The 20,977-nt window shown below is 33.5% G+C and carries 16 protein-coding genes and 1 pseudogene; 10 read left to right on the top strand and 7 right to left on the bottom strand.

Going from position 1 to position 20,977, the window contains the following annotated elements; translation table 11 throughout:
* Positions 1 to 24 precede the first annotated feature (24 nt).
* Together B4Q04_RS10995 and B4Q04_RS10990 are read left to right on the top strand one after the other, a co-directional pair.
* A complete protein-coding gene (locus B4Q04_RS10995; protein WP_088696854.1) occupies positions 25 to 258 on the top strand; it encodes a hypothetical protein in 234 nt (77 codons plus the stop codon).
* Positions 259 to 496: 238 nt separating this feature from the next.
* The gene (locus B4Q04_RS10990) at positions 497 to 1,423 is read left to right on the top strand and encodes a hypothetical protein (protein ID WP_088696853.1); all 927 of its coding nucleotides are present in this window, start codon (positions 497 to 499) and stop codon (positions 1,421 to 1,423) included.
* A 383-nt stretch (positions 1,424 to 1,806) separates the two neighbouring features.
* Here the strand turns inward: B4Q04_RS10990 and B4Q04_RS10985 are convergent, their stop codons facing one another.
* Positions 1,807 to 1,992: a hypothetical protein gene (locus B4Q04_RS10985; RefSeq protein ID WP_088696852.1), complete on the bottom strand. Its 186-nt coding sequence runs from the start codon at positions 1,990 to 1,992 to the stop codon at positions 1,807 to 1,809.
* 1,448 nt (positions 1,993 to 3,440) lie between these two features.
* Here B4Q04_RS10985 and B4Q04_RS10970 point away from each other — a divergent pair.
* The 7 genes from B4Q04_RS10970 to B4Q04_RS10940 all read left to right on the top strand — a co-directional run bounded on the left by B4Q04_RS10970 (position 3,441) and on the right by B4Q04_RS10940 (position 13,206).
* The gene (locus B4Q04_RS10970) at positions 3,441 to 6,737 is read left to right on the top strand and encodes an Eco57I restriction-modification methylase domain-containing protein (protein WP_088696849.1); all 3,297 of its coding nucleotides are present in this window, start codon (positions 3,441 to 3,443) and stop codon (positions 6,735 to 6,737) included.
* Between the two features lie 3 nt (positions 6,738 to 6,740).
* On the top strand, positions 6,741 to 9,596 hold the full coding sequence (locus B4Q04_RS10965) for a TrlF family AAA-like ATPase (protein ID WP_088696848.1): 2,856 nt from the start codon (positions 6,741 to 6,743) through the stop codon (positions 9,594 to 9,596).
* A 97-nt stretch (positions 9,597 to 9,693) separates the two neighbouring features.
* The gene (locus B4Q04_RS10960) at positions 9,694 to 10,761 is read left to right on the top strand and encodes a DUF3800 domain-containing protein (RefSeq protein ID WP_088696847.1); all 1,068 of its coding nucleotides are present in this window, start codon (positions 9,694 to 9,696) and stop codon (positions 10,759 to 10,761) included.
* Positions 10,762 to 10,772: 11 nt separating this feature from the next.
* Positions 10,773 to 11,360 (top strand): GIY-YIG nuclease family protein, encoded by a 588-nt coding sequence (locus tag B4Q04_RS10955; RefSeq protein WP_088696846.1) that lies wholly within the window; start codon positions 10,773 to 10,775, stop codon positions 11,358 to 11,360.
* A gap of 352 nt (positions 11,361 to 11,712) precedes the next feature.
* A complete protein-coding gene (locus tag B4Q04_RS10950) occupies positions 11,713 to 12,282 on the top strand; it encodes a hypothetical protein (RefSeq protein ID WP_088696845.1) in 570 nt (189 codons plus the stop codon).
* 2 nt (positions 12,283 to 12,284) lie between these two features.
* Positions 12,285 to 12,761 (top strand): transcriptional regulator, encoded by a 477-nt coding sequence (locus B4Q04_RS10945; RefSeq protein WP_088696844.1) that lies wholly within the window; start codon positions 12,285 to 12,287, stop codon positions 12,759 to 12,761.
* A gap of 4 nt (positions 12,762 to 12,765) precedes the next feature.
* The gene (locus tag B4Q04_RS10940) at positions 12,766 to 13,206 is read left to right on the top strand and encodes a hypothetical protein (RefSeq protein ID WP_088696843.1); all 441 of its coding nucleotides are present in this window, start codon (positions 12,766 to 12,768) and stop codon (positions 13,204 to 13,206) included.
* Between the two features lie 280 nt (positions 13,207 to 13,486).
* Here B4Q04_RS10940 and B4Q04_RS10935 read toward each other — a convergent pair whose 3' ends face one another.
* The 5 genes from B4Q04_RS10935 to B4Q04_RS10915 form a co-directional block, all read right to left on the bottom strand.
* Positions 13,487 to 13,693 carry a type II toxin-antitoxin system Y4mF family antitoxin gene (locus B4Q04_RS10935; RefSeq protein WP_088696842.1) on the bottom strand — a complete coding sequence of 69 codons (207 nt, stop codon included), beginning with the start codon at positions 13,691 to 13,693 and terminating at the stop codon, positions 13,487 to 13,489.
* A gap of 59 nt (positions 13,694 to 13,752) precedes the next feature.
* Positions 13,753 to 14,985 carry a tyrosine-type recombinase/integrase gene (locus B4Q04_RS10930; RefSeq protein WP_088696841.1) on the bottom strand — a complete coding sequence of 411 codons (1,233 nt, stop codon included), beginning with the start codon at positions 14,983 to 14,985 and terminating at the stop codon, positions 13,753 to 13,755.
* 607 nt (positions 14,986 to 15,592) lie between these two features.
* On the bottom strand, positions 15,593 to 18,262 hold the full coding sequence (locus tag B4Q04_RS10925) for a carboxypeptidase-like regulatory domain-containing protein (protein ID WP_088696840.1): 2,670 nt from the start codon (positions 18,260 to 18,262) through the stop codon (positions 15,593 to 15,595).
* Between the two features lie 11 nt (positions 18,263 to 18,273).
* Positions 18,274 to 18,978, bottom strand: a complete 705-nt coding sequence (locus B4Q04_RS10920; protein WP_088696839.1) for a GLPGLI family protein — start codon at positions 18,976 to 18,978, stop codon at positions 18,274 to 18,276.
* Positions 18,979 to 19,060: 82 nt separating this feature from the next.
* Positions 19,061 to 19,345, bottom strand: coding sequence for a hypothetical protein (locus B4Q04_RS10915; protein ID WP_123772364.1), 285 nt, complete (start codon positions 19,343 to 19,345; stop codon positions 19,061 to 19,063).
* Between the two features lie 207 nt (positions 19,346 to 19,552).
* Here B4Q04_RS10915 and B4Q04_RS23165 point away from each other — a divergent pair.
* Positions 19,553 to 19,765, top strand: a pseudogene (locus B4Q04_RS23165) (integrase core domain-containing protein); the annotation flags it as partial.
* Positions 19,766 to 19,834: 69 nt separating this feature from the next.
* Here B4Q04_RS23165 and B4Q04_RS10905 read toward each other — a convergent pair.
* Positions 19,835 to 20,428 carry a hypothetical protein gene (locus B4Q04_RS10905; protein WP_123772363.1) on the bottom strand — a complete coding sequence of 198 codons (594 nt, stop codon included), beginning with the start codon at positions 20,426 to 20,428 and terminating at the stop codon, positions 19,835 to 19,837.
* Positions 20,429 to 20,977 lie beyond the last annotated feature (549 nt).

Here is a 20,977-nt window from a genome sequence, read left to right as displayed (position 1 = left end):
TGTATAATCATATATAACGATATTATGGCAAAATCAGAGTTTGACAGTTTGATAGCCCAAGCAAGGGCTTCCCAACCTAAGAAAACGATTCAAAAAATTGTTCCTGAAAAAATACAATCGAATAAGGAAAAGCAATTTTCCTTTTATATTGACAAAAACATTTTAAAGCAATTAAAATCTAGAGCCATCGAAGAGGATAGAAGCCTTAAAGCCATCATCAACGAGAGCATTCTTAATTACCTAAAGAAACCAAGGTAGAATTTGGATTCCTTTATTTAAATTTGAACTATTAATAATAAACATTTTTATAAGGAACATATAAAATCATAAAATACAAAAGCGTTTAGCTTTTGATTTGGTTAGGAAAATCGCCAGTTTTTTTAATTCGCCACAATCAAGACTAAGACGCCCACGTTCTGCGTGGGCTGTTCTTGTTTGGCGAATGGGTGTCTGGCGATACCTCCTATACCTACATTTTCAGTTCCACGCTTTTTTTATGGAAAAAAATCACCAGATAGAATTAGTGCTTAATGATAATTTAAGCCTACAAGAACTTGAAATAACGAATCGATACTGGTTTATAGAAGATGGAGTATTTAAAGAAACACCGTCTAATATAGGGAGGGAATTCGGTTTGAGGTCTTTTGAAATTTCAACTATAGCAAGAAACGGTTCCTATTTAAATATTACTCAATATTGTTCTGGTTGCAAATTAAAACAGGAATTAAAAGCTAATTCCATAACCCTAGCAAAGACTTATTTAAAACCTTCATGGACATGTACTACGTGTTTAAAACAAATTGAACAAGCTGAATTCGACAGATTAAAAGATGAAAAGATACTTACCCAAAAAAGAAGGTCTAATAAGTTCGTTCAAGCGACAGAAGAGAAAGCTTGGTATAAATTTACTAGAAGCGAATTAAAATTGCTTATTCAAATGCTACAAGCCCCATCTACCAAACATTTAATTGAAAAATTAATAGAATTAAAGGAAAAAAAATATTGGAGTATTTTGCATAGAGCTAATGAATATGGCCTTGTTGACCTAGTAAAAAATAGTAAAAATTACATAATTCAACATTACCCATTATATAACCTTGAAGAACATGTAAAACCCTATTTGGAAGTATCACAAAAACCTCCGAGTTCAAATAAAGAGGAACATTCAAGGATAAGTTTTAGAATGCTAAAAAACAAAAATCGTAACTCAGTAGATGACCCTTTAAATAATGGAGTTATTAAATTAGAAAATGATGTGGTATTGAAAGCGGGAGAACCACTTTCATACGCTCTTTATGCTAGAGAAAATGGAGATGTTCACCTGTCAATAACCCCTTCAGACAAGATAGTGAAATATAAGAATTTGCCGCGCACAGGAGGCCCAAAGCATAGTGGAGATATCAATAATAAATATAAGTCTTAATCCCTGTAGATATTAAGCTAAGTCAATTGATCAAATCACATAATAGATATTTTAAAAAACTTTATAGGCTTATCTTTTTCAGCCGCACATCTACTGCGATATTAAAATACTCAGGTCTACAACATGATTTAAAATAATAGAATATTACTGTTATTTTGTGTTAAAAATTCTTTCACATAAACATTAAATATTATAAAATAATTTTATTATAACGTAGCATTGGTAAATATGCAATTGTTCGTATAGTTATATCTAAGTATTTATTTTTTAAACACATTGAGGAAACAGAGAGTGTTTTAAGCCATTCTTCGAAAAGAAAGTTGACTAAATTTATTTTCTAATTACTTCAAAACAACTCATAGAATTAATCCTTTACTTGGACTTTAAACGAGTTCAAATTCCTCAGGATTTTTAAATGTCTTTTCTTCAGTTGCTTCATTTAGAACTTCAATTGTATTTTGTCCAGCAATATTAACCCACTCTCGTCTTACTACAATATAAATGTTTGATGCAAGATGTGGTTGAACTCCCGCTTTGTATTTTACTCTATCCCCTAACTGAAAACCCATATCTACACAGTTTATCTGTTTTATTATCAAAGTTTAATTCCGACATTTTTCGATATGAGCATGGAACTCTTCCTTGTCTTTAAAATCGTTACTAGCGCAAAAAAAACAAACAAAGTCCTCTTCCATCTCTTTCATAATTTCTATATTGCTTTCTATGTTCTTTTTTCTTTCGGCCTCGCTCTTATTATTTGCTTCATCTTGTTGTGACAATCCAGATGGCTTCCAAAAGAAGATGTATACAAAAATCAGAACTAATCCAAATATAAAGTAACTGTACAACATTTATTTAGACTTTAGATTAATAATGCGGTCTACGACCATTTTGTTAATTCTTTTGCTATCACTTTGAGAGAACCATTTCATTAATCCATTTTTAAACTTAATAGTTGTGTTACAAGAAATAAGTAAATCCTCTATATTTTTGTATTTTCTAAAAGGAAATCGCTCGTTAAACACCCTGCTAGTGATAAATAATTGAGCTGCTTTCATAGTCATTTCATTTAGCTTAATATATTCGAGCGGTTTAACTTCGATTTGAGATGTAAACTAAAAACTGGCTTATTTAATCCACTTCCCATTATAGGGCCAATGTCGTGTTTGTAATAATCAATTTCAAAATGTTTATAAAATTCTTTATAGTCTTGAGCTATAGCCCTAATTTCATCAAAAATGATTTTAATCTGTTCTTGCGGTCCTTAAAGTATTCCAATTTACAGCTGACTAAGCCGGGTATTATTAATTGCTTCTCATTCATCCTTATATTAAAACTTTCCACTAAGTTACATTTTCCGAATTACATATTTTAGAAAAAAGGGAAGCTAACAACCTTCAAAAAAATATGGTTAGAAAAATCTTATCTTTCTCAGCCGCACAAAATTCTCGTTAAGTCATTTTATTCCTTATCTCGAATCTTTGTTTGCTTCCATGCGATAAGCTTCCCTCGCACTTCATAGTATTAGTTTTGGTAAGATTTGGGTTTTGATTCTAACCTATATTGAATGTTTATAATAACTATTGACTTTTGTACATCAAATACCTTCTAAATTTCTCTTTACGGAGATAATATCGTTAATTGATTTCTTACTATTTGGGCCATTCCATCCACTATTGATTTTTTCCAATAGCCCCTTTTTTAAACCTTCTTTTTGAAGCGTATGAAGTTGAAGCGCATCTTGTATTATTTCATCAATATTTCTATAAGCTCCCGATAATATTAATTTTTCCCTATATACTCCTTGCCTTCCCCTTTTAATTCAATATTCATTTTTTAAATTTAAATGATGTATATCAATTTACCTTCAGATGATTACCTATAATATACAAACTCTATTACGACTACGGATTTCTGTAATTATAGAATTATATAAATGTATAACTTGTGAGAAAAAAGTTTCTTTTTATTCTCATTCTTCCGTTACTTTCGGAAACCAAGCACAATTTTATAATTCATGGCCTTATTTCAGTCTTCAGTTCTTAAATCACACCTTGCACTACTTGACTCTTCGGAAGTTGAAAAAGCATATAAAAAGTATCAAAAATATTTTTGGAACACCACGATTCAAGAGAATATAAAAAGCGCTAAAGAAGAGCAGTACCAAGCAACTTTCTTAAATGAGCTTTTTGTAAATATTTTAGGGTATACTTTGTTTCCAAATCCTAACCCTAACCTTACCACAGAGTTCAAAAATCAGAAAAACGCTCGTAAGGCAGATGGTGCTATTCTTAAAGATGGGTTGGCAATTGGGGTTATTGAGTTGAAAGGCACAAAAACAAAAGACCTAGAGAGTATACGTAAACAAGCATTTGACTATAAGGCAAATCAAAAAGGATGTGTTTATGTTATAACGTCCAACTTTGAAAAATTACGGTTCTACATTAATGATGCTACGGAATTTGAAGAGTTTAATTTATTTGCACTCTCCCAAGAACGATTTCAACTACTCTATTTATGCCTACACATAGATAAAGTACTTAATAACGTCCCCTTAAAAATTAAGGAAGCTTCCATTGTAAAAGAAGAACAGATTACAAAAGATTTTTACAAGGATTACTCACTATTTAAAAGAGAGCTTTACCGTGACTTAGTTAAAAGAAATGCAAGGACAGTTAAGGCCAAGTTAAGTGGGGCGACCCTTCCTGAAAACCAAGAAGATATTTTAAGGCTTGAGAAAAACGTAAAATTGACCTTGTTCAAGAAATCTCAAAAACTGATTGATAGATTTCTTTTTATCTTTTTTGCCGAAGATAGAATGCTATTACCCTCTAACTCCACGCTGCAAATATTGAACAAATGGAAAGACGATTGGGATTTTGGCGATGAACGCCCTTTATACGACCTTTTTAAACAGTATTTTAATTATTTAGACCTAGGGCGAAAGGGAACAGAGAAACGTTCTGAAATCTACGCATACAATGGCGGTCTCTTTAAGCCTGATGCTATTTTAGATGCTGTAGAAATAGATAGTGAAATGTTGCATAAGTATGCGCTAAAACTATCTAACTATGATTTTGACAGCCAAGTAGATGTCAATATTCTAGGTCACATCTTTGAAAACTCACTAAACGAAATAGAGAGCATCAATACCGAAATTGAGGGTGGCGATTTTGATAAACAAACTAGTAAACGTAAAAAAGATGGTGTTTTCTATACCCCAAAATACATAACCAAATATATTGTAGAAAATACGGTAGGTAAATTATGTAATGAAAAGAAAACTGAATTAGGTTTTGCTGAAGAAGAATACTTTAAAGGACGTAAAAACCGAAATAAAACCACCATTGAAAAACTTGTAACCATCCTAGATACCTACCGTGATTGGTTACTACAAATAACCATTTGTGACCCTGCTTGTGGTTCAGGAGCATTCCTTAACCAAGCATTAGATTTTCTTATAAAAGAACACCAATATATAGATGAACTTAAAACTAAGGTTCTGGGTGGTGGATTCCAATTTCCGGATATTGAGAATACCATATTAGAGAATAATATCTATGGTGTGGACCTTAATGAAGAATCTGTGGAGATTGCCAAACTCTCCCTTTGGTTACGTACCGCTCAACCAAGACGTAAGCTGAATGATTTAAGCAGTAATATAAAATGTGGCAATAGTCTAATAGATAGTAAAAGTGTTGCTGGAGATAAAGCTTTTAATTGGGAAACCGCTTTTTCTAAAGTGTTTGAAAAAGGTGGTTTTGACATTATTATCGGGAACCCACCATATGTAAATATGGAGAGGCTAAAAGAAACATCACTTTATTTGGATAAACAAGGGTATCAAACTTTTAATAAGCGAGGAGACCTTTACTGTGTTTTTGTAGAGAAAGGATTTCAATTAATAAAGGATGATGGCCTTATTTCATATATAATGCCCAACAAATGGCTTCAAGCCAATTACGGCAAAGGCTTAAGGGGATTATTCTTAACAAAAAATTTAATACAACTTATTGATTTTGGTGATTTTCAAATTTTTGAGGGAGCAACTACTTACTCTTGTATTTTTACTGCCCGTAATGAAAAACCATCGGAAGAAATTGCTATATCAGTTTTGCAAAGTGCCGAAGCTTCAGATTTCACTTCTAATGTATTACTAGTAGAAGAACGATTTAATCAAACCGAATTAAGCAGTGATACATGGGTGATTTCCTCCAAAAATGAAAGTGAACTTCTTAAAAGACTTGAAGTTTCTTTTAGTTCAATCAATGAATTAAAATCTTACCGAGGAGTTTTAACTGGTTTATCTGAAGCATTTTTAATTTCAGAAGAAACTAAGAATAAAATTACATCAAAAGACATAAACTCCAACGATCATGTTTTCCCTTTTCTTCAAGGTCGTGGATTAAAAGCAAATGTAGCTCCTGAAATCAACTCTTATCTTATTCTATTTGAAAAAGGATTTACAAAAGAAAAATTAGGTGATTGTAGTGAAGATGAAGGGTGGTCATGGATTCATTCTAATTTACCGGGAATAGCCGAATGGCTATTACCTTTTAAAGAAAAAGCCAAAAAACGCACAGACCAAGGGGATTATTGGTGGGAATTAAGAGCTTGTGACTATTACAACCTATTCTTAAAACCGAAAGTAATGTATCAAAAATTTCAAGTAAAACCATGCTTTATTTTTGATGAATCTGGTTTGTATTGTAACGATTCTATGTGGATTATTCCAACGGAAAATAAAGCCCTACTAGGTATTTTAAATTCCAAGATGGGTTGGTGGTTGATAAGAAAATATTGTACTCAAATACAAAATGGAGTTCAATTAATATGGAAATATTTCGGCCAAGTGCCAATTCCTGAGAACTTAGGTGATGTTTTAGAGATCAGCGTAAATAAAATAATCATACATACCCAAGTTCAGAATGATTTAAATTCTAAATTCTCAAAATTCTTTTCTTCCAAATTTAATTTAACAAAACTTTCGCGCAAACTCGAAAACTGGCAAGATTTAGATTTCAACAACTTCATTAAAGAGCTCAACAAAGCCATAAAAGCAACCAATAAGCAAAGACAAAAGGATGCTGAAATAGATTTAGGAGAAGGAGATATAGAGACCACACCCTATGAGGTAATTTCACCATTAACCAATAAAGATGAGTTTGAATGGATGGAGCTCTTTGAGGAAAACAAAAAGAAAGCTCAGGAATTGCAAACCCAAATAAACCAAACTGAGAAAGAGATTGATGCAATAGTTTATGAGTTGTATGGGTTGACTGAGGAGGAGATTAAAATAGTTGATAATCAATAACATATGGACAAAGGAGCTAAATTTTATAAATGTGATTTTCAAGTTCATAGCCCTAGAGATATCGCTTGGACTGGGGCTAGGTTTGGTGTGAAATCTGAGGAAATTGAACACCTCACAGAAGATGAGAAAGAAGACATAATTAAAAAAAGAGAGCAATTTTGTAAAGAATATCTTGACAAAATTAGAAATGCGGGTCTCAATGCTATTGCAATGACAGATCATCACGATGTCACTTTTGTAAAACATTTACGAAAAGTTTCTCTCGAACAAAATGAAACTTTCAAGCTTTTGGGTGAAACAGAAAAGATGATTACAGTTTTCCCTGGTATTGAATTAACTATTTCCAGCCCCCCTAGTCAAGCAATTTTAATCTTGGATTCAGACTTTAGCGATATTCATTTGGATGCAGTCTTGAGTTTCATAGGTATATCCCCAACCCCCCCCTTGCATAGAGAGACGATAGCCACAGATCAAATTCCAGTCGAATTAATTCGAAGTTTCAGTAATCTTCACCTAACACTTGACAACCTACAATATTGCAAAGGGAGATATATCATACTCCCCAATGTTAATAAGAGTGGGCAACATTCCGTAATGAGGAATGGTTATAAAGACCATTACAAGAGTATGCCATGTGTAGGTGGTTATGTAGACAAGGAAATTTCAAGTGATTCCGGTTATTTAAATAAATTGAACGGTGGAGATGTTAATTACGGGAATAAAAGCTTGGGTCTATTTTCTACTTCAGATAACAGATTTGAAGATGGTCGTCACTTCGGAAAATTTTCTACTTGGGTGAAATGGGCAGAGCCAACCGCAGAAGCTATTAGGCAAGCATGCCTTGCAAAGGAATCAAGAATATCCCAATCTTTACCAGAAATTCCTCAAGTATTTATTGAATCTATAGATGTTACAAATTCGAAATTCTTAGGAAGTTTTAGCATTAATTTTAATGAACAATATAACGCACTTATTGGAGGACGAGGAACGGGTAAATCCACAATACTTGAATATACGCGTTGGGGATTGTGTGACCAGACCGTAAGAATTGGTAATTCCGAAGAGTTAAACATCATTCAAAAAAGGCGGGATAATCTCATAAACAAAACACTGAGTGCTGTAAATGGAGAAGTTAGAATAACCATGCTTAAAAACAACATTAAACATGTAGTTAAAAGAAATACCTCAAGCAGAGAAATCCTACTAAAAATTGGCAATGATGATTTTCAAAAAGTAACTGAAGATGACATAAGAAAGGTGTTACCCATTCAGTCTTATAGCCAAAAACAGTTAAGTGATGTCGGGATTAAAACAGAAGAACTCAAACGATTTATAGAACAACCTATCAAAGGTAAACTTGATGGAGTTTCATATAATTTAAGTAATACTAATGTTAAGTTGCGTGAATCTTACAATCGTCTGATAAGAAAAAAACACGCCCAAAGCGAAATCTCAAATTTTAATATTGAAGGGACTTCAATAGGCGGCCAACTTGCAGAAATAAGAGAGTCTCTAAAAGGTATTTCCTCTGAAGACCATTTAATAATTGATAGAAAATCAAAATATGAAATTGAAAAAACTATTATTGATAATACGCAAACGGAATTAGCAACTTTTGAAGAAAAGACTGATGATTTACTAAGTATGCTTTTGCTATATCCCGAACCTATTGATTCGCTATTAGAGAATGTAGTTAATAAAGATTTAATTAGAGAATTAGAATCTATTGTAACAAACAAGTTTGAGAAAATAAATAAAGCAGCCAAATATCTAAAAAGCATTTTTGATGAACCTAACATGAAAGCTTATAATGCTGCTATCCAAAAGTGGGAAGAAAAACAAAGAGACTTCAATGCTCGATACGAATCAGCAAAGAGTAAATCACTTTCTAGTCAAGACCAACTTAATACTATAAAACAACTCGAGGATAGGTTAGCTGAAATTAAAACTACTGTTGCGGAAAGAAAATCAGTTTTAAAAGGGCTTGCCAACCCTGAAATTGATTTTGCTAAATACAAAATTCAATGGAAAAATTTACACATTGAAAAAGCAAAGATTTTAAATACTCAAGCAACCAAATTCAGTGAATTATCAGAAGGTTTGATAAAAGCAGAAGTTACAAAAAATATAAACTTGGGATTATTTAAGGAGAAATTTCGAACAATATTAGAAGGCACTAGAATCCGAGAAGATCGGATCGATGCACTTATAGAATACATTAAAAATCACAATGACCCCATTTTACAGTTTATAAATGCAGTTGATGAACTTAGGCTATTAGCGGAGTTTAGATATGATGAAGAAAACCCAGAAGAATTGCCACCAACACCTATTCTCAACCGAACAGGTTTTACTAATGACCATAAATTTAAAATACTGCATAAGCTTACAACAGATGATTGGTTATTTCTTTCGGTTGCCGAGCTAGATTTTGATCCAGAATTTTACTACATAACAAGCAATGAATTGGGAGATGAGATTCCATTTAGAGATGCTTCAGCAGGTCAGCAAGCAACGGCCTTGTTGACCGTACTTTTGAATCAACCAGGAATACCTCTAATTATTGATCAACCTGAGGATGACATTGACAATAGAGCAATTGACAAAATAATAAATAGTATTTGGGAAGCGAAAAAGAAACGACAACTTATTTTCACTAGTCACAATGCTAATTTAGTAGTTAATGGTGATGCCGAATTAGTCATATGTTGTGATTATAAAGATTCTAGTTCACAAACCAGAGGAATTATCAAAGCAGAAGGAGCTATAGACAATACAATTATTAAATCCGAAATTACTTCTGTAATGGAAGGAGGAGAAAAAGCTTTTATATTGAGGAAAGATAAGTACGGATTCTAAGCTACATTATTACATTAACGCCCCATTCTATTGAAATTTAGAAAATATTTTTCTATCGAATTTGATTCTAATTATTAAATTTAATTACTCTATACTTATGAATAAAATTTACTTTGATGAATCAGGAAATACTGGCCAAGATCTTCTTAACAAAGATCAGCGCGTTTTCTCCTTAGCATCAGTCAATTATAATGTTCTAGAACAAGAGGCAATAAGAGCATTTTTTGGGACGAAAGAAGAAGAAATCCATTTTAAGCAATTAAAGAACAGTGGACCTGGTAGAAAAAAAATTATATCATTTTTGAATAGCTCTTGGATTGATGAAAAATATATTATTCCATATTATGTCAATAAGGAGTTTGCTACTTGTGCACAAATAGTAAACTTATTAATAGAGACTGTATTCCATAATAAAGGCTTTGATATTTACAAAAAGGGTAACCATATAATTTATTCAAATTGGATATTTTATTTCGGTAATTTCAAATGGAACAAACAGATTTTTAAATTGTTCCTAGAATCCTTTGTAGAGATGATAAGAAAGAAAGACCAAAATTCAATCGAAAATTTCTACACACTAACAAAAGAATTATATGATCAAAATAGCGAAACAGAAATACTAGAACCAGTCCTTGAAAGTAAAGATTACATAACATCAATTTTGGATCCTTTAGATCATTATTCGATAGATGTAACGTTTTCAACTTTTTTAGTTTTGTGCGATAAGTGGTCTAAAAAATTAGAAAATAAAATCGATATAAGATTTGATCAATCCAAGCAAGTAGCACACTATTCGAATTATATAAATGAAATGATTGAGCTTACCGCCAAATTGGATAATACCGTTGAAATCGGATTTGACAGTAGAAAAATGACTTTTCCTCATCAAATATTATCTATAGAATTGGTTGATTCTAAAGAAGAATTTGGAGTTCAATTAGCTGATATAATTGCAAGTTCAATCACTTTTGCGTACAACAATGAAGAAAGTAAAATGCAAAAATTTTCAAATCAAATTAAAGCCTCTAGACTTTTTCAATTATCAAATTCTCAATGCATTTGGCCAACAGACGATTTAACCCTCAAAGCTTTAGCTAAAGAGAAAGGAGAAGGTATAAATCCTTTAGGTTTTTTAACCAAAAATTTTCCTCAAGGTTTTAAATAATTACATCAAATATGTCTCATCAAAAACCATTTATCAAACTTAAAAAACATTGGTCATCTAGTTTCATTCCTGAAGATGTTAGAAATTTTGATGAAATCATAAACCGGTTTCCTAAAATGCTCAGAACAATCACCAAAAAATCAAATATTATCGATATATATCCGGTTTTTGGTAAATCGGGAATAGGAAAAAAAAATTCCATAAAACTTTTAAAAAGCAAATTTCCCAAAGTATTTAATGAGGAAGATTTTCAAGGAATATATTTATTTTGGCATGAAAATGAACCCTTCTATACTGGAATATCACGTGGTGTTGTTAAACGAATTCATCAACATATAAAAGGCAAAAATCATTTTTCCTCATCATTAAGCTATTTGATGGGTAAACAATACCATCATGAGCTATTAGGTATTAAGCATAAAGGAACTAGAAGAGAAATGGATTTTGACAAATATTCAAGTCCATTCAAGAAGTTGCTAAAGGAGGAATGTCAAGTATCTATGCTAAAAATAAAGAGTCCTGTGGAACTCTATTTATTCGAAGTATACTTAGCTGTAGAATTAAAATTAAGTCTTTACAATCAATTTAAAACACATTAATAACTTGTACGATTCTATAATTCTAACTAAAATATACTTGCGACAAATTAAAATTCATCTTCAAGAAAAGAACCAACAATACTTTAAAAACTATTAAGTCAAAAAATTAGTATTGAAAATGATTTCGGTAAACCTTTAAAATGTGAAGAATTGGCAAAACATAATATGAGCCTTATCATAGTTTGAAGGTGCAATACAAGCAGGCATAAAGAAATTGAAATAAATGCATCAACACTGAATTTTTCCCTGTTTTTGAAATCTTCAATATGTTGATAACTCGCAACAAACATTTAGGGTGTAGACCACTAATAATGTTAATTTTACATCAAAAATAAACCTACAGGTTGATTTTATGGAAATATTTACTACATTTGATGAGCAAATTAAGGGTATATACCTAGCTCGCTTTGTACGATGTCCTTTCTATAATACACCAGAAACCTATGAAACAGAACTTGATAAAATTCAAGAAGAATTTCAAGACCCTCTCTTCGTTCGCAACTTTATTAAATCAACAGCTTCAGGTTGGAAAAAGGGAGATTACAAGAATGTAGCTCTATCACATTTAGCTTATGATGTTTTAGAGGAGACTGCTGATTTATTTGATAAATTAGATGAAGTCCAGGAAGAAGCTCAAAGTGAAAATTGTTTTGATACCTTATTCGATAATTTTAAAGGATTATCAGAAAAAGAAAATTATGAAGACCCAGGCAGACGCAAAATGTACACCTATGACCATGATTCCTTACTTAGAATATATGGGGTGCTTTTAGGAAACAATTGCCTGATAATTACTGGCGCAGCTATTAAATTAGTTGGTAAAATGCAAGACAGTACGGCTCTACAATTAGAGCTTGATAAAATGAGTTACTTGATAACTTGGCTTAAAGACAACAACATTACAGATACCACAGATTTCTAAACATGACACCAAAAAAAATAAATATTAATAAAATTGCAGTGAAAACCGCTACTCAGTGGAAAGATCGTGCTAAAAAAGACAGGGCCAATCGAAGGCAAATTAGTAGAGCTCAGAAATTTGCATTAGATCTTTTGGATTTTTTAGATGAAAACAAAATTTCTCAAAAAGAATTAGCACAGCGAATGGAAGTTAGTCCACAGCAAGTAAATAAAATATTACGTGCTAAAGCTAATTTAACCTTTGAGACCTTAGATAAAATTGAAGCTGCATTGGGTGTTACTCTTTCATCTCCTACTTTTATTAACAAAAAACCAATTCAATCCAAACCAATTGAACATACAATGACTTTGGTTCACAAAGCTGCTAGAAAACAGGTTGAACCTATTTACAATAGAAATATTGGTTCAACAAAAAATTCAATTTTAGAAACGACTTTAGAAAATGTAGAAAATCTCGCTTTCACTGCGGACCAAATTTAAGCATATGACTTATAACAAACTTGGTTTTGCTTTTGTTGGATTAAAGACTGTTTCATTTGCTCAAATTGAAGCAGCTTATAAAAAAACGGGGGAAGTTGATTTGATTACCAATCTTGCCTTTGGTATAGATGTAAATGACCATACTATAACTTGCTCTACAAAATTCTCATTTGAAAAAAAGAAAGATCAACCTTTTTTAATACTAGAGTTACAAGGCTTCTTTGAAATAAATAAAAATGATTTTATAAAAAAAGTTAAACAATCCGATAATTCTTTTCTGATTACAAAAGATTTAGCAACTCACTTTGCTGTACTAATGTTTGGATCGGCGCGTGGTGTTTTACATGCTAAAACAGAGGGGACTATTTTTAACCAATACCTGCTTCCTACAATGGATGTTAAAAGTATGATTCAGGAAGATCTGGTTCTAAATTCGTCAGATTAGCAACACTACGAAACAATAGGTTTTTTAAATGTTAGACCCATTTGTTTGACTAGATATACAAAACCCTAAATAGTGAACGAGTTAATTTTTTAAAGCACTAAAACTAGTTCCTAAACTATTTTAAAAGAATTAATAGATAAACTAAAGCTATGCCTATAATAACACCTACTACCAATTGAATGGTTCTTAATTTGGCAGTTAATCTCACTTCGACCTCTTCTATTTTTTTAATTACTTTTTCCATTGCTCGCTTAATATTAAAACTTTGATTAAAATCAAGTTATTCTAGCTTTTTTAATGAAACAGGAACAAGTTTATGCCCAAACATTTTTAATACATGGTTAACCTTTTCTAGATTCAAGTTTGTCTTGCCTTGCTCTATTTTCCTAACCACAGTTAAAGCCACGCCCGCCCTATCGGCAAACTCTTCTTGCGTTAGGTTTACCTCCTTTCTACGTTGTTTTACAAAATCGGATAGCTCCTTCATTATATGCAATTAAATATAATTAATAACAAAAACACTAAATTGTATGTAAAGGCATATAATTAAATATTAAAAACTGAATTAATTGCAGTAATTCTGGCTGTATTATCTACTTGGTGATATTGATTAAATGACTTTATATCTGTATGGCCGCTAATACTCATAATAGTTTTGTCTGCAATACCCTTATTTCTCATAATAGTAATGAAGCTTCTTCTGGCTGTATGAGTAGAAATCCGTTCATAGAATGGTTTTACAAACCTTTCTTGAACTACACCTTTAGTTCTTGAATATTCTACATCGTGATTAAGTCCCATCTTTTGGATAACCTCCTTTATAGCATCATTTTGCTTTTGATTAGAAATTAAAGGGAGTCGGTAATCATACTTTTGTAATATGTCAATCGCAATTTGCGACATAGGAATAAGACGAGTGGCCTTGGCAGTATTCTTCTCTTCTTTCAACATAATACAATTTGATGCTGTAATAACCCTCTTGTTTATCAGTTTTAGCTCTCCATATCTCATACCTGTCAGACATTGAAACACAAAGGCATCTTTAACTTTTTCCAGATGAAGACTACCCAATGGTGTTTTATATATTTCAATGATTTGATCAAGACTTAAAACTTCCTCTCTTGTCAATACCCTTTGCGGTTTCTTGAAAGTATTGAAAGTGTTATTATAAGAATAATTATTTCTGTAGGACCATAGCATGAAAGTCTTAAAAAGACCCACATTTCTACTGAAAGTGTTCGTATAATGATTTTTATACTCGTAACAAAAGTCCGTGAAGTCCGTGAAAAAGGTTTTATTTATTTTACTGAATGTAAGCTTGTATTTATAAACTTGCTCAAATTCTTGAAGTAGATTTTTAATGTTCGCATAGCGTTTGACGGTAGACTTTTTCCACTCTTTCAGCTTTGTTTTCTCTTCTGTAAACTTATCGTATACTTCAAAAAAAGAGCTAGCCGTATCTACTCTTTGAAAAATCTTATCAAAATGTTCCTTCAGCAAGATACTATCAAAGGCCTCTTCACTTCTTTCCCATTGAGAAATAATACTTTCAAACTCATTTTCAAACTTTCTCAAACGTCTCGATACCTCGCTCATTCTTCTAGAAACATTTTTTCCGGTCTTAAATGGCCACTTGTTATCAAAATCCCAATGCATGGGTAAAATGGCCTTTTGCGTAGAGTACACAAACTTCTTTTTTTCCTGATTAAAGTAGCAGGAAAACATAATCAAGGTTTCGGTTTTGGACTTGGGTTTTCTGAGGTAAAAAGAATATTTCATAATTTTAAAAAAATTCAATTAATTAATGCGTTGACAAAATCGTTGACAAAAATGTTATATCTGTATACTAAAAAAAGTTATAAACAGACATAAAAAACAGACCTAATCAACTGTTTTTTAGAAACATACACATTAAAATTGAATATCTCAAACTATAAGAAAGAATAGCCTCCGGCTCCACAAAATAAAGCCACCTTCTGGGTGGCTTTTTTTGTTCCGCCTACGGGATTCGAAGGCCAGCGTGCCTTCTCGCCCCTTCGCTAAAAAGGTCTACCAGACCTTTTTTAACGCTCGGGCGTCTCCGGCTCCACAAAATAAAGCCACCTTCTGGGTGGCTTTTTTTGTTCCGCCTACGGGATTCGAAGGCCAGCGCGCCTTCTCGCCCCTTCGCCAAAAAGGTCTACCTGACCTTTTTTAACGCTCGGGCGTCTCCGGCTCCACAAAATAAAGCCACCTTCTGGGTGGCTTTTTTTGTTCCGCCTACGGGATTCGAAGGCCAGCGCGCCTTCTCGCCCCTTCGCTAAAAAGGTCTACCTGACCTTTTTTAACGCTCGGGCGTCTCCGGCTCCACGACACTCAAGAAACCACGACCAAAGGCGTGGTTTTTTTAAAGCTTATAATTAACATTTAGCATAATCGTTCTTGGAAACAAACGCTTACTGTTTTCCACAAAGAAAACAGATGTATATCGATTGGAAATTTGTCTTGCACTGTTGCCCAAGTTGTAAAGTTCGATACCAATTTCAAATGGTGAATCTTCCTTTCTGTAAAAAATCCTTGACTCTATTAGATTAAAATAAGATTGGTTCCGCTGGCTTCTATTATTGTAAAAGTTTTGGTAAATGGAAAAGTCAAACTTCCAATCTTTATAATCATATACAATTGAGAAATCGATATCCGTAGACCAAGTAATATTGGTGAAAGAAGGGTTTTTATATTCCAAGAAGGAGTTTCTGGTTTCAAATTCGATATTCGGGGCCTCCTCAAAATTCGTAGTGAATTCCAGATTGTTATTGATATTAAGGGAATTATTAAATTGTTGTAATCCATTAAATATAGATATACCGTTCCTTTGAAAAAAACTGTTTTCCAGGGATAACTTCCAATACCTACGGTTATATCTCGTGCGAATGGTTGCATCGTATGATACGAAATCTCCATTCAATTGAAAGGGCGAGACGTTAACGTTGATACCATCGGATGAAATGCTCTGGACAATAGGATCTTTATGCTTTCTATACCCCAATTTTGCATAAAAACTTATGCCATAGGTCTTGAATAGTGAAAGGGAAAAAAGTGCCCTTTCATTTACGGGTTGTTCCAAAATAGAATTTCCAAGCACAACCCTGTTGAAATCATCAATGACTCTTCCGCTCAAACGGGATTGAGCGTCGGGGTTCGTGGTAGACATATTGTAGGACAATTTTATACTCTTTTTTTCATCAAAGTTCCATTCAATCTTTCCTATCGGCAGGAATCTAGAGTCGCTAAAATTGCTTACAGATGAAAACTGCTTATCGGTCCAAGAAATATTCTGCAGAACCAAACCAACATCAAATATAAAATTACCTCCAACGTACAATTTGTGTGACAACGAATTGTTCAATTCCGTCAAAAGGTTGCTAAAATCATTTCGGAAACCATCCAAACTTACCGATTCATTTTCGCCAATTACCTGGAAGGCGCTATTTTCAATATTATTTCGATAAATCTTCCCGTTAAGGCCAAAGGTTAACATTCTTGTCCTTTTGGGCCTATAGTGATGCTTTAAATCGAAATCGAAATTTGTAGTTTTTGCGTTACCGATGTCCTTAACTTCAAAACGGTCTGTGCCCTCCAAAACAATCTGTGGAGAGAAAATATTTGTATCGCTACGCCATGAATCCAGCAAGGCTTCGTTATTATTTTCAACGCTGAAACTTGCTGTTGAGACATTATTTCCGGAAAACCATTTATCAGCGGATAGATTAAAAAGCACCTTATCATTCCTGAGTTCATTTAACGTACCAAACTCCCGTAGCTCATCGATAATTTCAGAAAAGTTTGTCCCATCTACATTCAATTGCGACCTGTTATATGAAATATCCGCTTTTACAACGGTATAAAGATCAGGGGTATATTTATATTTCACTTTCCCAAAAAAAATAGCGTTCCTGTCGTTACGCTCATTGGTCTTATTCTCGACTGCCAAGGATGGTTGATAGATAAAATTGTTGGAATCCTGCCTGAATGATTTATCAAGCATTCCCAAGCTAAATATTCTCAACTCACTTTTGTCATCGGGATTGAATTGAAAGTTATAGCCGCCGAACAAATGCTTGTTCCTGAAATAATCTTCGTTCTGAAGGAATTTGGCAGTGGGAGAGTTTAAAATGCTCAAAATAGCTTCTGGACTTTTTTCTCCCTCAATGTTCAAATAGTCCGATAGCGTAAAAGATTTCGATTGGGTGTTGTTAATGTCCCCTATAAAATTATGTACGGTAGTTGGAGAATATTTAAATACGCTGGGGTGAAATCGATATCTTTCCTCATGGCCGACAGCAGCCTCAATGTCTCCAAAGAAAAATCTTTTTTCCCCCTCCTTCAGCACGATGTTCATGACCAAGTTATCTGAGCTTTCAAACTCTTTAAGGAAAGGGGTATCGTTATGGTTCTCGATCATTTGTACCTCCTCCACAACATCTGCGGGAATGTTTTGGGTCGCCATTTTTGGTTGTCCCGTAAAGAAGGTCTTGTTTTCTACCATTACGCCATCGACTTTCTTATCCTTGAAAAAAACGTCCCCATCCCTGTTCACGGAAATACCTGGAAGTTTTTTTAATACGGCCCCCAACTTCCTCTCCTTGCCATTTACAAAGGCATCCGTCAGAAAGGTCGTCGTATCCTTTTTGACCTCTATGGGCGGCGTATAATTTAATATCACCTCTTCAAGCTCTTCAGCAGATTCTTTAAGCGTAAATTCTTTAAATGTATTACTATTGGTAAAGTTGATAGATTCTTTTATAGGCTCAAAGCCTATAAAAGTAATATTCAAGTCATATTGAGTATTGGAAAGGACTTGAGCAGAAAACCTCCCATTTTCGTCGGTGGTCGTAAAAGACAGTGCCTTTAATTTATCGTTGGGATATAGAATAATATTAGCACCTTCAAGACCTTTTTCCTCTGCATCCAAAACTGCGCCGGAGAAAATCAGTTTTTCTTGCGCATAGCATTGCTGTTCGCCAAATAAGACTAAAAACAAGGTGATGGTCGGGAACAGGATATTCTTCGGGAACAATCTTCAAAGTTTTAATCTTCAGTGACTTTTCTGGCCCTTATTTGGAGAGTTCTCTTTTCATCTTCACTGATAAGTCTTCCCGGCTTCAAATCCTTTATAGGCTTTATCCCGCCCTTCGGGTTGAGGCGTATTTCTTTGGCTACGAATATCACATGGCTACGTTGAAGCTGCAATATCAGTCCTGGAAGTCCCCCATAGCCAGCTGGCCCATAGGGTACAGGTATTTCAGGTGTGTACCACGCCTCTATGGTAAATTTAATTTCCGTGTAATATTGAACGTAGTCCATTGTCGCTTTGTAACACGTATATCCGTCAATTTTTTTGGTTTCGTTGTGCAATTCCCATCCCTTCATGCGGTCATCATATGAGACAATGTAAAGGGAGTCTAATATTTTCTTATTGTGGAGCGCTTCATTTGTTTTAGGATTTTGATACCACTTAAAAATTGAGTGGGCGACCCCGGTTGCAATTTTTGCCATGAACTTATCGTGTGGAATATGAGGTAATCCTTCAAAAAAGGAAGTCTCTTTATTGTACCTGAGCAGGTATTCCATATCATTAATCTCCCGTGAGACCTTCATTTTAAAGTCCTTATCCTTCTTCACATTGGGCATATCAAAAAAAATGGATTTGTATACAATCTCGCCCTCCTGCGAGTAAAAAGTTTGCAGGGCAAAGAAAAATAAGATGAAAATAAGGGATTTAGTAGTTTTCATATTCAAGATTCGATTTAAATGATATTTGTTAAATACAAAAAGTGGAACAGTCAGCTTTCCAAACTGTTCCACTTTTAAATGATTAACTCATGCAATGATCGAAGGCCATTTCGTATATTTCATTAATGTCAGCACCCATTGACTCTCCTTGTTCCGCTACTTGGCAAGCATAAGTGTGACAATCGGACGCTTCCTTTTCTTCTACCATATCGGTATTAGGAGCACTAGCAAAAGTAGGTGCCGCTACAAGAGCAAATGCAAATAAAAAAGTTACTTTTTTCGTAAGGTCCATTTCTGGAGAAAAGCGATTATATTTTTTGGTGAACCAATTCTCTTTGTACAAAAGGCTCATTTGGTCAGTAGCCATAAGACCTATTTCTATTTTCGATTGGGGCCATGCATTTGAACACATAACAAATGCAAACAAGACGTGTATGAATGTTTTCAATCTCGTATTAACATTTTAAATATAGACAAAAATAAAAAATAAGTAAGAATTATCTCATAACGTATTAATGTTTTTTGAACACACGTAGTCTTTTTCTTTCATTGACCGTATTTTGGTCTAAAGCTATCTATGAACGGGAAGGGAAGGGCAACCGACAATGCATTTATAGAGTGCTTATGGAGAAGCGTAAAGTATGAGAAAATCTATCTGGCCCCACCAAGTGACAGACTCGATCTGTTCCTACTATTGGCGGAATACTTTGAATATTACAACAAGGAAAGAAGGCATGAATCATTAGCATATGATAGACCGATGGATGTCTTTAAAAAAGCAGCATAAATTAACCTAGGTTTATAGAAAACCTGTCCTACTAATTGGGGAATGAACAGTCATAAAAAAATGGAAATATTAGACATCAAGTTTTAAGTAACTCCCGTCACTAAATTCAATGAATTCAACACCATTGGTCGATGAATATAATACCCTTTGAACTATTGAATTCTCTGTACAAGAATTGAATACATAAACATCCGTGAATTCAAATCCTTTTGCAGAAATGTCCTGTAAAAAATTATCTAGGTCATCCACTATTCCATCGCAATCGTCAACAGCAAACCTTTCATTATTATCATCCGATTGACTAATTAAAAAAAATAACTCATTATTCCTTCCTTTCCTTACCACAATATTAAAACCGACTTCAAGGCCGGATAGCTCTAATGTTGTGAATTCTCTCTCTACATTGGTCGCTGAGCAATCTCCGTCATTGCCCGAATCCAAATTTGTAATCTCGCTTTCTTTTTGAGAGTAATTACCTATAACTGTTTCGGAAGCATCGTTCGCAAAATTGATAGACGTGTCTACGGAAAAAGGAATTAAACCTTTTTCTTCATCGGATAGCAAGTTATTTTCGTCACCGTCGCAGTTGCTACATCCTGTTACAATCAGTAATAGGATAAATGATGTTGAAACGTATTTTGTCATTACAGATATTTTGAACATATTAAAAATATTTTAGTCAGTCACATGAGGCGGTTAGCGTATATGCGAACAATTGATTTAGTTCAGCGGTAGTTACACCAGAGGGCCTACTATTATTAAGTTTATCCCTCCATATATTTTGATATCGAGAACCGTTAAGCGCGGACTGAATGGTTGAAAGGGTATACCCCGAAACATTGTCTATTGGTCTAATCTCTCCTGATGTGTCCACTATTTTGTTTTGATTGCATTGATCTATCAAATCGATTACAATTGGGGTATATTCAGTCATTTAGAGTTTCTTTTTCGCTACATGACAATATGTTAATTACAACTAATACTAAGAGTAGGACATTGGTCTTTTGGTTTTTCATATTCATGGTTAATGATTTCGCCACCAATGTATATATCATTTGGAGTAAAAACCTTACATGGATTTTAATATTTCATTAAACCTATTTAAAGTTTTTCTTAACTTTTTCTCAAGTAAGACATCCGATTACCTAGACATAATTGAAAGAAATCTTCCTTTTGATCTCCTCCCGACAAACAGGTAAACATCGAAATTTG

It is taken from the genome of Zobellia sp. OII3 (assembly GCF_002211465.1).
Lineage (GTDB): Bacteria > Bacteroidota > Bacteroidia > Flavobacteriales > Flavobacteriaceae > Zobellia > Zobellia galactanivorans.
Note: the sequence above shows the minus strand (reverse complement) of the source record. Positions and strands in the feature narration are given on the sequence as shown.